Origin of the sequence: Frankia sp. AvcI1 (assembly GCF_001420875.1) — a bacterium.
GTDB classification, from domain to species: Bacteria; Actinomycetota; Actinomycetes; order Frankiales; family Frankiaceae; genus Frankia; species Frankia alni.
The window spans coordinates 191,380-204,550 of the sequence record NZ_LJFZ01000005.1 but is presented as its reverse complement, the minus strand read 5'-3'; the positions used below and the strand labels follow the sequence as shown (position 1 = coordinate 204,550).

5 protein-coding genes and 10 pseudogenes are annotated in these 13,171 nt (G+C 75.3%); 5 read left to right on the top strand and 10 right to left on the bottom strand.

The features are described 5' to 3' along the window. Positions 1-35: 35 nt before the first annotated feature. The 10 genes and pseudogenes from UK94_RS07630 to UK94_RS43535 all read right to left on the bottom strand — a co-directional run. On the bottom strand, positions 36-377 hold the full coding sequence (locus UK94_RS07630; protein WP_011606763.1) for an Lsr2 family protein: 342 nt from the start codon (positions 375-377) through the stop codon (positions 36-38). Between the two features lie 1,603 nt (positions 378-1,980). Continuing rightward, complete coding sequence (locus UK94_RS07620) at positions 1,981-2,805, bottom strand: ABC transporter ATP-binding protein (protein WP_055749241.1); 825 nt, start codon at positions 2,803-2,805, stop codon at positions 1,981-1,983. A gap of 94 nt (positions 2,806-2,899) precedes the next feature. Continuing rightward, a pseudogene (locus UK94_RS43565) lies at positions 2,900-4,962 on the bottom strand (SpoIIE family protein phosphatase); the annotation flags it as partial. A 1-nt stretch (position 4,963) separates the two neighbouring features. Further along, the coding region (locus UK94_RS43560; protein ID WP_268761245.1) for a PAS domain-containing protein at positions 4,964-6,826 on the bottom strand (1,863 nt) is incomplete at its 3' end. 89 nt (positions 6,827-6,915) lie between these two features. After that, positions 6,916-7,252 (bottom strand): annotated as a pseudogene (locus UK94_RS43550) (acetate--CoA ligase family protein); the annotation flags it as partial. A gap of 1 nt (position 7,253) precedes the next feature. Beyond that, positions 7,254-7,576: pseudogene (locus tag UK94_RS43545) on the bottom strand (acetate--CoA ligase family protein); the annotation flags it as partial. A gap of 1 nt (position 7,577) precedes the next feature. Further along, a pseudogene (locus UK94_RS07610) lies at positions 7,578-9,299 on the bottom strand (GNAT family N-acetyltransferase); the annotation flags it as partial. A gap of 1 nt (position 9,300) precedes the next feature. After that, positions 9,301-9,561, bottom strand: a 261-nt coding sequence (locus UK94_RS43540; protein ID WP_235486900.1) for a hypothetical protein, incomplete at its 3' end; no start/stop codon positions are given. Then, positions 9,558-10,636 (bottom strand): annotated as a pseudogene (locus UK94_RS07605) (acetoin utilization protein AcuC); the annotation flags it as partial. The pseudogene UK94_RS07605 and the gene UK94_RS43540, both read right to left, overlap by 4 nt. 1 nt (position 10,637) lies before the next feature. Further along, positions 10,638-10,826: pseudogene (locus UK94_RS43535) on the bottom strand (acetoin utilization protein AcuC); the annotation flags it as partial. 219 nt (positions 10,827-11,045) lie between these two features. On the opposite strand from UK94_RS43535, the pseudogene UK94_RS43530 reads away from it, so the two are divergent. From UK94_RS43530 to UK94_RS43510, 5 genes and pseudogenes are all read left to right on the top strand, one after another. Continuing rightward, positions 11,046-11,525: pseudogene (locus UK94_RS43530) on the top strand (AMP-binding protein); the annotation flags it as partial. Between the two features lies 1 nt (position 11,526). Then, positions 11,527-11,802: pseudogene (locus UK94_RS43525) on the top strand (acetoacetate--CoA ligase); the annotation flags it as partial. Position 11,803: 1 nt separating this feature from the next. Beyond that, positions 11,804-11,916, top strand: a pseudogene (locus tag UK94_RS43520) (hypothetical protein); the annotation flags it as partial. A gap of 1 nt (position 11,917) precedes the next feature. Next, a pseudogene (locus UK94_RS43515) lies at positions 11,918-12,195 on the top strand (acetoacetate--CoA ligase); the annotation flags it as partial. Between the two features lies 1 nt (position 12,196). After that, positions 12,197-13,055: AMP-binding protein (locus tag UK94_RS43510; protein ID WP_235486898.1), on the top strand; the 859-nt coding region annotated here is incomplete at its 5' end. Positions 13,056-13,171: the final 116 nt, after the last annotated feature.

Sequence of the window (13,171 nt, the reverse complement as noted above, 5' to 3'; positions counted from 1 at the left end):
CGAGTCTCGACCCGGAAAAGTCGTCAAGACCAGGATCAGTGGGCCTTGTCGTACGCCTCGACGATGTTGGAGGCGATACGGCCACGGTCACTCACCGTGTATCCGTTGCTGCGCGCCCACTCGCGAATGTCGGCGGTGCGGTCGGTTCCGCCGGTACGCCGCGAAGCGGTACGCACGCCACGGCGGCTGCCCGCCGCACGGCCGCCGGAACGGCGGGCCGCGGTCACGAACGGGGCCAGCGACTCACGCAACTTCGTCGCGTTCTTCTCCGACAGGTCGATCTCATACTGCGCACCGTCGAGGCCGAAGCGGACAGTCTCGTCGGCCTCTTCTCCACTGAGATCGTCAATCAACGAGACGATGGTCTTCTGGGCCATGCCACACTCCTTCAGGTCAGCGGACCGCAGAACTCACGCGTCTAGTATTACCACGAGAACACCGGGAACTGTCACGCCTGGTTCGGCGGACTCNCAGACTTGGGGCCGCCGAACACGAAGACACCGGTCTAGGCACGCTGGTGAGGCTGTCGGAGTGCGGAACCCAAAGACTGTGGCCAAGCTCGGCATGATAGAGGCGATCATGTTCTGCGAATCACACCTTCCGAGCCGAAACGCCGGCCGCAAGCGGACAGTTGGGCCGCCGTCGGCCGGGCGGCGACCATGTCCGCCGACCTTGGGACACCGATCGTGTTCGTCTACCGACTCCGGGGCCGATTGCCGGGCAATCGGCCGGCATCAGCCGGCGGGTGCTTTGGGGTGCTGGCGCCGCGAGCGGAACCGACCGGTACGAATGCCAAAGGGGATCGTGGCGGCGGATGAGTACGCCTGATTCCGGCGCCGACCCTATGGCTCGGCGCACGGACGAGTACCCACGGACGTGGGTGGTGGACGGTGNCAACGTCATTGGGTCCCGGCCCGACGGCTGGTGGCGCGACCGTCCGGGCGCTGCCCGGCGCCTGCTCGCCGATATTTCGGCCTGGATCGCCGGGTCCGACGGGCACGTCGGATCGCAGCGGTCAGCGGAATGGCCGACGGGGATCGTGGTCGTTCTGGAAGGGGCGGCCCGGGCCGGGGTTCCCGCCGCGGGGGTGGTCGTCGGGCCGACTCCGGCGAAGCCCCTGGCTCCCGACGCCCACTCCGCCGGGAACGGCGGCCGGCGCACGGGGAAGGGCGAGCACTCCGCCGAGAACGGCGATCGCGTGAGGAAGGTCCGCCGCTCCCTCCCGGACGGCGACGGCAATTCCGGGAACAGCACCGATCCATCGGACGCGACGATCAACGACGGTGCCGGCGACGACGGTGCCGGCGACGACGGTGCCGGCGCCACACCCACGCTCACAGTCGTCCACGCCCCCGGAAGCGGCGATGACGCGATCGTCGATGCCACCCGCGAGGCCGGCCCCGGCGTCGTCGTGATCACCTCGGACCGCGGTCTGGCCGCCCGCGTCCGAGCCCTCGGCGCCGAGGTGCGCGGCGCCGGGTGGCTGCGGGACCGGCTTCGGCGCTGAAGGCGCCCGCCGCCACCCGGCCGCGCCCGGCCCCGCCCGGCGGGCGGCCCCGCCCGGCGGGCTCACTGCCCGACAGCTCCCGGCCGGGGCCCGCGCGGCATACCCCTTCCGGGGCTCTCAACGCGCGTTCGGGGCCAGGGGGGTGCTGTGGGAGAAAAAAGACCCGGCCCTCGCGTCAACACGATTCTGGCGCCTTCTGAGGGCCTCGCGTCGCCCGGGCGCATCAGGCCGCGCCGCGGCAACCACGCAACACCTGGGGTACCCGCCGGCCGATACGCCTGCGCGGCTCACCCAGGCGGTGGTCCGCCGGCGCGATGCCGGCCGCGTCGAACCCCGGCTCCCTCCTTCACGCCCGGCACCCTCCGATCCGCCAGACGGTCCCTGAGACCCGTGGCGCGGCCGGCCAGCTCAGCAGAGCCGGGCGAAGCAGAGGGGCGAAGCGGAGCCAGCCGGGCCGGCGGGCGGGCGCAGGCTCAGACGGCCACGGACACCGGTCGCCGCGGCGGCGGGCCGGCGGCCAGACGGGCGGCGTAACGCCCGGCCGTGACGCTCACGTCGAGGGGAATGCCGAAGCAGTCGGACAACCGGGATGCGGTGAGCACCTCGGCCGCCCGACCCGCCGCCCGCACCTGGCCGCCGCGCACCAGCAGGGCGTGGGTGACGCCCACCGGGATCTCCTCGACGTGATGGCTCACGAGGACGCTGACGGGCGCCGACGGGTCGGCGGCGAAACGGGTCAGCCGGCGCAGCAGTGCCTCCCGGGCCCCGAGATCAAGCCCGGAGGCGGGCTCGTCGAGCAGGAGCAGCTCCGGGTCACTCATGAGCGACCGGGCGATCAGCACGCGCTTGCGCTCGCCCTCGGAGAGCGTTCCGAAGCGCCGGTCCCGCAGCTCCCGGCAGCCGAACTGGGCCAGCAGGCCGGCAGCACGGGCGAGGTCGACGTCGTCGTACGGCTCGTCGCCGCGCCCGAGCACCGACCAGCCGGCGGTGACCACGGCATCGAGCACCCGCTCGTCCGGGGGCGGCGTCTCGACCAGCGCCGGGCTGACGGCGCCGACCCGGTAGCGCAGCTCGAGAAGGTTCACCGTGCCCAGCCGATGACCGAACAGGTCGACCGCGCCCGAGGTCGGGAACAGCCGGCCCGAGGCCACCTGCAGGAGGGTCGTCTTTCCCGCGCCGTTGGGGCCGAGGACGACCCATCGTTGACCGGGAAGCACCTCCCAGGAAACATTTCGCAGAAGGTACGACCCATCCCGCACGACATTGACGTTGTCGAGCCGCAGCACCGCGTCCGGCATGCCGCTCACGTTACGCGAGCGGTGCCCGCCCGGCGGAGTCGGGACGGCCCGACCCCACCACACTCGCCCCGTGCCGCCCGCGCGGGCGAGCCGATCACGGCGCGCCCGGATCGGCGGGGACCGACTCCACCAGATCGACCTCCGCCCAGACCACCTTGCCGTCGGGGATCGGACGGAAGCCGTGCCGCACGGCGAGCCGGGAAACCAGGTCGAGCCCGTGCCCGGCCTCGTCGTCCGGCGCTGCGTGCCGGCGCCGGGGCAGCCGGCCGCCACCGTCGGCGACCTCGACGACGGCCCGGTCGCCGAGCCGCCGCAGCCGCACGGACAGCGGCGGGCGGCCGTGGCGCACGGCGTTGCTCGTCAGCTCGGACAGGACCAGGACGACGGTGTCGATGATCTCGACCGGCAGGTTGGCGTTCTCCAGCGCGAGCCGGCACTGTGCCCGCGCCGCCCGCAGCCCGGACGGCCCGTCGACGGTGACGTCGAGCAGCGTGGGCCCGGCGGTCGGTTCGTCGGGCAGGCGGGCGAGCAGCAACGCCACGGCGTCGTCGGCGGGTGCCGGCTGGTTGTCGCGGCCGAGGCCCGCGCAGGCGGCGCTCGCCAGCGCGTCGAGGTTGTCGTCGGACGCGTCGCTGGTGCGGGCCAGGACGGCCGCGAGGTCCGAGACGCCGGCGTCGACGTCCCGGCCACCCCCGCGGACCAGGCCCTCGGTGAACAGGGCGATGAGGTAGCCCCGGCCCAGACGGACGGTGTACTCGGTGGCGTCGGTGTGCCCCGACGGATCCCGGAGGACGTCGCCGAGCGGGGAGCCGACCGCCATGTAGAGCCGCGAGACGAGGCCGTCCGGGGCGACCACGAGGGGCGGCGGATGGCCGGCGCTGGCCAGGGTCAGCACGCCCGTGTCGAGCTCGGCGATCGCGTAGATGCAGGTCGCGATCTCGTGTCCGGGCATGTCCGCGACGACGCCGTCGAGCAGCGCCAGCACCTCGCCGGGTGGCAGATCGAGCCGGGCGCAGGCCCGCGCGGCGGCGCGTAGCTGCCCCATCACGGCGCTCGTGCGCAACCCCCGGCCCCGGACGCCGCCGATCACCAGGGCAGCCCGGCCCGCCCCGAGGTCGATCACGTCGAACCACTCGCCGCCGGCGTCCCCCTCGGCCCCGGCGGGCAGGTAGCGCGAGGCCACCTGCAACCCCCGGGGCACCACCGGCGCCGCGCCGCGCAGGGTCTCGTGCAGCTCGTCGGCGCCGCTGCGCGCGCTGTGCTCGCGGTCGATGCGCTCCAGGGCGACCCCGGCGCGGGCGGCGAGCTCGGTCAGGAAGGCCAGGTCGGCCTCGGTGAACGGGGCCCGGTCACCGACGGCGGTCAGGCTGAGCACGGCCGCGACCCGGCCGGCCAGCACCACGGGTAGCACGGCCGTCGTGTGGGCACCGGCCTGCCGGATCCAGCGCGCGATGTCGGACGGCGGCTCCCAGCCGTCCGCGGCGTGGCTGACGATCTCCCCGACCCCCCGGGCCGCGACCTGGCTGACCGGGTTCGACGACGAGGCGAGCGCGGCGATCCAGGCGCCGGTCGAGGGCACGGCGCCGGTCGCGGCGGAACCGGCGAGGATCAGCGGCCGGAGCTGGGGAGTCGGCGGCGCCCCACCCGTCCGCCCGGCGCCGTCCGGCCCGGCCCCGGCGACCGGTTCAGTTCCAGCGACCGGTTCAGTTCCAGCGACCGGCGCAGATCCGGCGATCTGCCCGGACCCGCCGACCTGCCCGGATCCGCCGTCCCGCTCGGTTCCGGTGACCAGCGCGCCGTCGCCCGCCGCCGGGACCGCGGTGGGCGCGAGAGCCGGACGGGCCGCGACCAGGTGGACCGCGCACAGGTCCGCGATCTCCGCCACGATGAGCTCCGCGACGGCCCGCAGGGACGACTCCGGGTCCTCGGCCGCGGTCACGATCTCCGTGGCCCGGGTCAGCAGGCGCAGCCGCTGGTCGCTGCGCTGCCGGGCCGCACGCTCCTCCGCCGCCGCGGTGAGCGCCGCCTGAGCCCCCGCCGCCTCGGTCACGAGCCGCTCGTGCGCCCTGGCCCGTTCCAGCGCCCGTGCGCCGGCTGCGGCGATGCCAGCGAGGTAGGCCCGGTCGGCGGCGGTGAAGGTCCGCGGGGCCGGAAAGGNGAAGGTCACCACCCCGAAGGCCGAACCGTCGACGGCGACCAGCGGCAGCATGGCCCACGCCTGCTCACCCGCCGCCGCGGTGGCGTCGGCGAGACCGGACACCGGCCAGCGAGCGAGCAGCTCCTCCCGGTCGGCCAGGAACAGCGGTCGCGCTCCCCGCACCACCTCGGCCACCGGATGCACCGCTCCCAGCGCCACGTCCGGCCAGCGGCCGGGCCGCTGTGCCGGGTCCCCGCCGGGACGGGTGAACCGCAGCTCCTCGCGGCCGTCGTCGACCAGCGCGACCCCGCGCCCGGCCGCCCGCGCCGCCTGACCGCCGACGTCCAGGATCGCCGCGAGGACCTCGTCGACCGTGCTGGCCCGGGCCAGCGCGACGGAGTACAGCCCGCCGGACTCGGCCCGCTGCGCGGCCGCCTCGGCCTGTTCGACGGCCGCCTCGGCCCGCTGATCGGCATCGGCCCGCGCCGCCTCGGCGGCCCGCTCCCCGGTGAGGTCGCGGACGACGCCGAGCCACTCGGTCGGCCGGCCGTCCCGCGCCGGCCCGTTGCCGGCGGCGGCCTGGCCGCCGGCGGCATCCTCCGGGGGCCCGGACACGGGCAGCACTCGGGCGGTGACGACGCGCTCGGCGACCCCCACGCCGCTCGGCGCGGAGATCCGGAACTCGGCCTCGAAGGTCTCGCCGCGTTCGACCGCCCCCCGCCACAGCCGCGCGACCCGGTCCCGGTCGTCCGGATGCACCCCGGCCAGCCAGCCGCCGCCGGCCAGGGCCCCCGGTTGCTGGCCGGTGGCGGAACGCCAGCCGGGCAGGTCGACGTCGAGCGCGCCGTCCGCCGTCGCGTGGAACACGTCCAGGCCGGCGGCGTCGGCGAGCCCGCGGTAGCGCGCCTGTGCCCGCAGCCGCTCCCGATCGGCGATCTGCAGGCCGGTGACGTCCAACGCGACGAAGGACACCCCCACCGGACCAAGCTGCGGATCGCTCACCGGGAACCAGCTCGCCAGCCAGGTCAGCGGCGTCCCGGCCGGTCCCGCGACCCCCACCTCCAGATCCACCACGGGCTCGCCGGTACGCAGCACCCGGGCCAGCAGGGCGTCGAGTTCGGCATCGCTGTCACCGAGCACCTCGGACACGGTGCGGCCCAGATGGTCCCGGGCGGACCGGCGGTCCAACCGGGTGAGCGCGTCGTTGACACGTACGAACCGGCCGGCCCGGTCGAGCAGGGCGAGTCCGACGGGTGCCCGGACGAACAGGGCGTCCACCATCGCGTACGCCGCCACCGCGGGATCCACCCCGCCACCAGCACCAGCACCGCCACCACCACTGCCACCACCGCCACCCCCGGTCGGCGCCGGTGCCGGTGGCCCGCCGCGGGCAACGCTCAGCGGCCCGCGCTCCGGGGGGGCGTCCTCGGGGACTCGCCGCGGGCCGGTCCCGTCGATGACGTCGCGCGGCGTCGCATCACCGGCCGGCGGCCGATCGACCCGCGGGACCAGTGGCCATCCCGCGGGCAGCACGGGCAGGTCCCGGCCGGCGCCGCGCTCGGGGTCCTGGCCGGGCACGCGGGTCGGCCCCGTCGAGGCCGGCCCGGTGGTGATCGGCCTCGTCGAGATCGGCCCGGTGCTGGTCGGCCCGGTGGTGATCGGCCCCGTCGAGATCGGCCCGGTGCTGGTCGGCCCGGTGGTGATCGGCCCCGTCGAGATCGGCCCGGTGCTGGTCGGCCCGGTGCTGATCGGCCTCGCGCCGTCCGGACCGCTGCCGGCGGGACCTGTCGCCCCCGATTCGGGCGGCCGCTGCGCACCCCGCTCCGGGCCGTACATCGGCACCAGCTGCGCCTGCCCGGGTGTCCCCGCCCCGGGGGTGCTCATGGCCTCGATGGGCCCCCCGGAATCGGACTGCGGCACCCCGAAGGCGCCGGATGCGGGCCAGACGGGCGGCTGCCCGGAGTACGGCGACGTCATGGGAGACGATTGTGGACGGTGTGACCATGTTGTGCCGAACCGCCCCGGACGGGGGATCGGTCGACTACAGGCAGCGCCGGGGTCCAGAAACGCCGCGGTCCGGCGTCCGCCCGGGGGACGGACGGGCCGGCCACGACCTCCGCCGACAGCACGGTGACCCGCCCGGTCGACACGATGACCGGGTCAAGAGTGAGATGAACCACCTCGGGGACGTCGTCGGCGAGCCGGCCGACGCGCAGCACGAGATCCTCCAGCGCCGCGATGTCGACGGGAGTCGAACCGAGGTAGCCCAGCAGCAGCGGCGCCGCCCGCACCGAACGGACCAGCCGGGCGNCGTCGACGTCGGTCAGCGGCAGGATGTGGTGGGCCCGGTCGCCGAGCAGCTCCGTCGCCGGGCCCGACAGGCCGAAGGAGACCAGCGGGCCGTACTGCGGATGCTCCTCGGACCCGACGACCACCGACACCCCGACCGGCGCCATCCGCTGCACGACGATCGGCACCTCCGGCCCGAGCTGGGAGCGCAGCGACGTCCAGGCCGCGCTCACCGCCGCCGCGTCGGGCAGGTCGAGGCGCTGCCCGCGCAGGTCCGGCCGGTGCCGGTACGGGCGTGAACGGGCCTTGACGGCCACCGGGTACCCGAGCCGCTGCGCCGCCTCGNCGGCGCGCCGCGGCGAGGTCACGAGCTCCGCCGGCTCCACCGTGATGCCGTAGCAGTCCAGCAGCGCGGCGGAGCGTTCCTCGGGCAGCCGACCGGTCAGGCCGGCGATGAGCGCGCGGGCCTCGTCGGTCCGCACGGCCGTCGCCGGCTCGGTGCCGGTCGGGCGGGACCGCCACTGCGCGTAGCCGACGACGCGACGCAGTGCCGTCACCGCGGCCTCCGGGGACGCGTAGGCCGGGATGCCGGCGAGCTCGCTCGGCATGTCGACGCCCTGCACGGAGGCCAGGATCGGCACGGTGATGCGCTCGGCCGCCTCGACGGCGCCGGCGGCGACCGGGCCCGACGACGAGGGCGGCAGCCGGGCCAGCGTCACGACGAGTGCGTCGGCCCGGTGCGCCGCGGCGAGCAGCGCGGCCGTGATCGCCGCCGAACCGCTGCCCGCGGGCAGCAGGACCTCCTCGGCGATCAGGCCGGCGGCGTCGGCGGCGTGCGCGGTGAGCCGGACCAGTGCCCGGGAGTCACCGATCACCGCGACCCGGTTTCCCGCGGGCAGCGGCTGCGAGGTGAGCAGCAGCGCGACGTCGAACGCCTGCGAGATGCGGTCCACGCCGATCACGCCGGCCTGCCGCAGCAGGGCGTCGTCGAGCGCGGAGCGGCCGGAGTAGACGGTCACGATCGGCTTGCGCCGGCCGAGACGGCGCGCCAGCCGGGCGAACTTGCGCGGGTTGCCGAACGTCTCCAGGTGCATGATCACCGCGTCGGTCTCCGGGTCCTCCTCCCAGTACTGGAGCAGGTCGTTGCCGCTGACGTCGGCCCGGTCCCCCGCCGAGACGAACACGGACAGCCCGACCCCCCGCGCGGCGGCCGCCGCCAGGATCGCCCCGCCGAACGGGCCGGACTGCGAGTAGCAGCCGACCCGCCCGGCCGGCGGCATCTTCGGCACCATCGACGCGTTCAGGCCGCCCGCCGGGTTCTGGATGCCCATGCTGGCCGGGCCCACGACGCGCATGCCGTCGGCTCGCGCCTCGGCGGCCAGGGCGGCGTCGGCGGCGTCGTCGCGCTGGTCGGTGAGCACGACCAGGCCCCACACGCCGGCCCGCCCGCAGGCGGCCACGACCCCGGGCACCTCGGCCGGCGGCACGCACACGACGGCCAGGTCGATCGGGCGGGGCACCTGTTCGATGCCGCTGTAGGCGCGGATCGAGGCGACCGCGGTGCCGGCCGCCGCGGCGGCCGGGTTCACCGGGTAGACCGGCCCGTCGAAGCCGCCGGTGAGCAGGTGGCGCAGCACCGAGTTGCCCACCGAGCCCGCGGCCCGCCCGGCGCCGATGACGGCGATCGACCGGGGATGCAGCAGCCGGCCGATGGAGGCCGCCTCCGCGCGGTGCTCGCGGGCGCGCATCACCGTCACCGACTTCTCGGTGGGGGTGATCTCGAACGACAGCCGGACGGCGCCGGAGTCCCAGGCCCGGGCGACGGTGTAACCGGCGTCGAGGAAGACACGGATCATCTGGCGGTTCTCGCCGAGCACGTCGGCGTCGAAGCGGCGGATCCCGCGGTCCCAGGCCGCGGCGGCGAGGTGCTCCAGCAGCACCGAGCCGAGACCCCGACCCTGCTGGGCGTCCTCCACGAGGAAGGCCACCTCCGCCTCGGTCGGCCGGGCCGCGGCCCCCTCCCAGTGCGCCACCGCGACGAGATCGTCCCCGATCATCGCGACGATGGNGCCGCGCAGCCGCTGGTCCACCACGGTCATCCGGTGGATGTCGGCGTCGCTCAGCGCCCGGCGGGCGGTGAAGAAGCGGAAGTAGATCGACTGGGGGGACAGCCGGGTCCAGAACGCCCGCAGCAACGGACCGTCGGTCGGCAGGATCGGCCGGATGTGGGCCGTGCCGCCGTCGGTGAGGATGACGTCGGCCTCCCACTCCGCCGGGTACGCCAGGGGCGTCCCGTCCCCGGCCGGGGAGGGCAGCGGCGCGGCGCTCACCGGTCCACGGTCGGGTCGAGACCGTGCAGGGGCAGCACCTCGCGCCGGGTGGCGGCGACCGCACGGTCCAGCGGGTCGTCGGGGTCGCCCTCGCCGGCGTCCCAGGGCCGGTACCGCACGCTCACCCCGTCGCCGAGGGTCCGGGGCATCCCCGCGGTGGCCCCGACGGAGTCGTGGCCGGTGGCGGCCCGCACCCGCTGCGGGGCCTCGACGCGCCACTGCGCCGGCAGCGCGGTACCCGGTTCGAGGGAGTGGTGGGCGGCGACGGCCAGCAACTGCGTCCACGCCCGCGGCACCACCGCGTCCAGCGCGTACCCGCCGCCGCCGCAGGCCAGCCAGCGGCCGTCGCACAGCTCGTGGGACAGCGCGTGCAACGCCTCGTAGGAGGCCCGCTGCCCGTCGACCGACAGCTCCAGATCGGCCAGCGGATCGAGGGTGTGGGTGTCGCAGCCGTGCTGGGTCACCAGCACCTGCGGCCGGAACGACCGCAGCAGCACCGGCACGACGCCGGAGAAGGCCCGCAGCCAGCCGGCGTCGCCGGTGAACGCGGGCAGCGCGACGTTCACGGCGCTGCCCGCGGCGCCGGGCGCGCCGACCTCGTCGGGGAAGCCGGTGCCGGGGAACAGCGTCCGCCCGGTCTGGTGCAGCGAGATCGTGAGCACCCGCGGGTCGTCGTAGAACGCCGTCTGCACCCCGTCGCCGTGGTGCACGTCCACGTCGACATAGGCGATCCGGCTCACCCCGGCGGCGAGCAGCCAGGCGATCGCGATCGCGGGATCGTTGTAGATGCAGAAGCCGCTGGCCATCCCCGGCATCGCGTGGTGCAGACCGCCGGCGATCGACACGGCGTGGCGCGCCGGTCCTCCCCACACCGCCCGGGCGGCCTCGAGCGTCCCGCCGGTGATCAGGGCGGCGGCCTCGTGCATCCGCTGGAAGACGGGATTGTCGGCGGTGCCGAGGCCGAACAGGGCCGCCATCCGGGCCCGGGTGGGGTCGGGCGCGGCGCGGACCGCGTTGAGGTACAGCGGATCGTGGACGAGTTCGATCAGCTCGTCGGGGGCCAGGGTCGGGGTGGNGATCCGCAGCCCCGGGGCGTCGAGCACGCCCAGACTCTCGGCGAGGTCCATCGTCAGGCCCAGCCGGACGGGGTGCAGCGGATGCTGCGGCCCGAAGTCGTAGCCGGCCATGGCCGGATCCCACGCCAGGATGGTGGGTTCGACCGCCGACGGCAGGGTGCCGCCGGACCGCTGTGTTCCGCCCGGCACCGTCACCCCTCGACGGTAGCCCGAACGGGTCCTGTGCCGGTAGCGGTGGTGANGGTCCCGACCGGCCACCGGCGGATCGAGGTTCGCCGTAGATCCGCGCGAAATGCCCTAGGGTCAGTGCCCGTGGCAGCAGACGGACCCGTGGCAGCAGACGGAACGGCACCGCAGCGTCCGGTGCCGGCGGGCGCGGAGCACTCCGCGGCCGCCTCCTCGACCGGGGTGCGTCCCGGCACGCCGCTGTGGGAACCCTCCGCGCGGCGGGTCGAGCAGGCGGCGGTGACGAACTACCGCGGCTGGCTCGCCGCCGAGCGCGGCATTACCCTCGGCGACGAGGCGGCCCTGTGGGAATGGTCGGTCACCGAGCTCGGCCCCTTCTGGGAGTCGATCTGGGACTTCTGCGCGGTCGAGGGCGAGCGCGGCGACGGCCCGGCCCTCACCGGGACCGGGATGCCGGGCGCCGTCTGGTTCCTCGGCGCCCGGGTCAACTACGCCGAGAACGCGCTCACCCGGCGGGGTGGCGCGCCGGCGGTGATCGCCGTGCGGGAGGACGGCGCGACCGCGGTGGTCTCCTGGGATGAGCTGCGTCGCCAGGTCGCCCGCGCCGCGGCCGGCCTGCGCGCCCTGGGCGTCACCGAGGGCGACCGGGTCTGCGGGGTGCTGCCGAACACCGTCTACGCGACGGTGGCGATGCTCGCGGCCNCCAGCATCGGCGCGGTGTGGTCGTCCTGCTCGCCCGAGCTCGGCGCCACCGCCCTCACCGCCCGCTTCGCCCAGATCGCCCCGAAGGTACTCGTCGGCGTCGACGGCTACACCTACCGCGGCCAGAGTCACGACACCGTCGCCGCACTCGCCGCGCTCGCCGCCGACCTGCCCGGACTCGCCGCGACGGTCATCGTGCCCTACCTGGCGCCGGACGCGTTCGCCCGGGCCCGCGACGCGGGGCTGCCGGGCCTGCTCACCTGGGACGAGCTGATGGNGGCGGAGAACGCCGAGCTGGAGTTCACCCGGGTCGCCTTCGACGCGCCGCTGTGGATCCTCTACTCCTCCGGCACGACGGGACCGCCCAAGGCGATCGTGCACGGGCACGGCGNCATCCTGCTGGAGCACCTCAAGGCGCTGGCGCTGCACCTCGACCTCGGCCCCGACGACCGGTACTGCTGGTTCACCACGACCGGCTGGATGATGTGGAACTACCTCGTCTCCGGCCTGCTGGTCGGCGCGACGGTCGTGCTCTACGACGGCGCCGCCGGCCACCCGGCGCTCGGCACCCTGTTCGGCCTGGCCGAGGCGCTCGAGGTGACCTGCCTCGGCACGTCCGCGGCCTACCTGCAGTCCTGCCGCGACGCGGGCCTCGTGCCCCGCGACCATGNCGATCTGTCCCTGTTGCGCACCATCGGGTCCACCGGGTCGCCGCTGTCCGCCGCCGCCTACGCCTGGGTGTACGAGGCGGTCAGCCCGCAGGTGATGCTGACGTCGGTCAGCGGCGGCACCGACGTCTGCACCGCGCTGGCGGCCGGCCTGCCGACCATGCCGGTGCGCGCCGGGGAGATCGGCTCGCGGGCGTTGGGCTGCGCCGTGGCGGCCTTCGACGCCGACGGCAAGGAGGTCGTCGACGAGGTCGGCGAGCTCGTCGTGACCGCGCCGATGCCCTCGATGCCGCTGTTCCTGTGGGGTGATCCGGACGGCAGCCGGCTGCATGACAGCTACTACGCGACCTACCCCGGGGTCTGGCGGCACGGCGATCGGGTGCGGATCACGCCCGACGGCGCGGTCGTCGTCGAGGGACGGTCGGACGCCACCCTCAACCGCGGCGGGATCAGGATCGGCACCGGGGAGCTCTACAGCGTCGTCGAGGAGCTCGCCGAGGTCACCGACAGCCTCGCCGTGGACACCTCGGACGCCCCCGGCGGCGGGTTGCTGCTGTTCGTCGCCCTCGCCGAGCCGGGCCTCACCGCGGAGCTCGCGCAGCGGATCCGGCAGACGCTGCGCACCGAGCTCAGCCCGCGGCACGTGCCGGACCGGATCCTCGAGATCGCCGCGGTGCCGCGGACGCACACCGGCAAGAAGCTGGAAGTCCCGGTCAAACGGCTGCTCACCGGCGCGGCGCTGGCGGACGTGGTGAGCCTCGACGCGGTCGCCAACCCGCAGGCCCTGCTGGCCATCGCGGCCGCCGCCGAACAGGCCCGAGCTGCCACCGGCGAACAGGCCCGAGCGGCCGCCGGCGACTAGGCCTCGACCAGGCCTCGACCAGGCACGCGGCCACCACCGACAGCAAAGCCGGATCTTCGCTGGTCCCAGCGAAGATCCGGCTTCCATGGAACACCCGGCCACGCCGTCACCGGCGT

Bases quoted from the DNA above. Each gene is read 5' to 3' on its own strand.
- UK94_RS07630 (WP_011606763.1), bottom strand. From the start codon at position 377: ATGGCCCAGAAGACCATCGTCTCGTTGATTGACGATCTCAGTGGAGAA.
- UK94_RS07620 (WP_055749241.1), bottom strand. From the start codon at position 2,805: ATGCCGGACGCGGTGCTGCGGCTCGACAACGTCAATGTCGTGCGGGAT.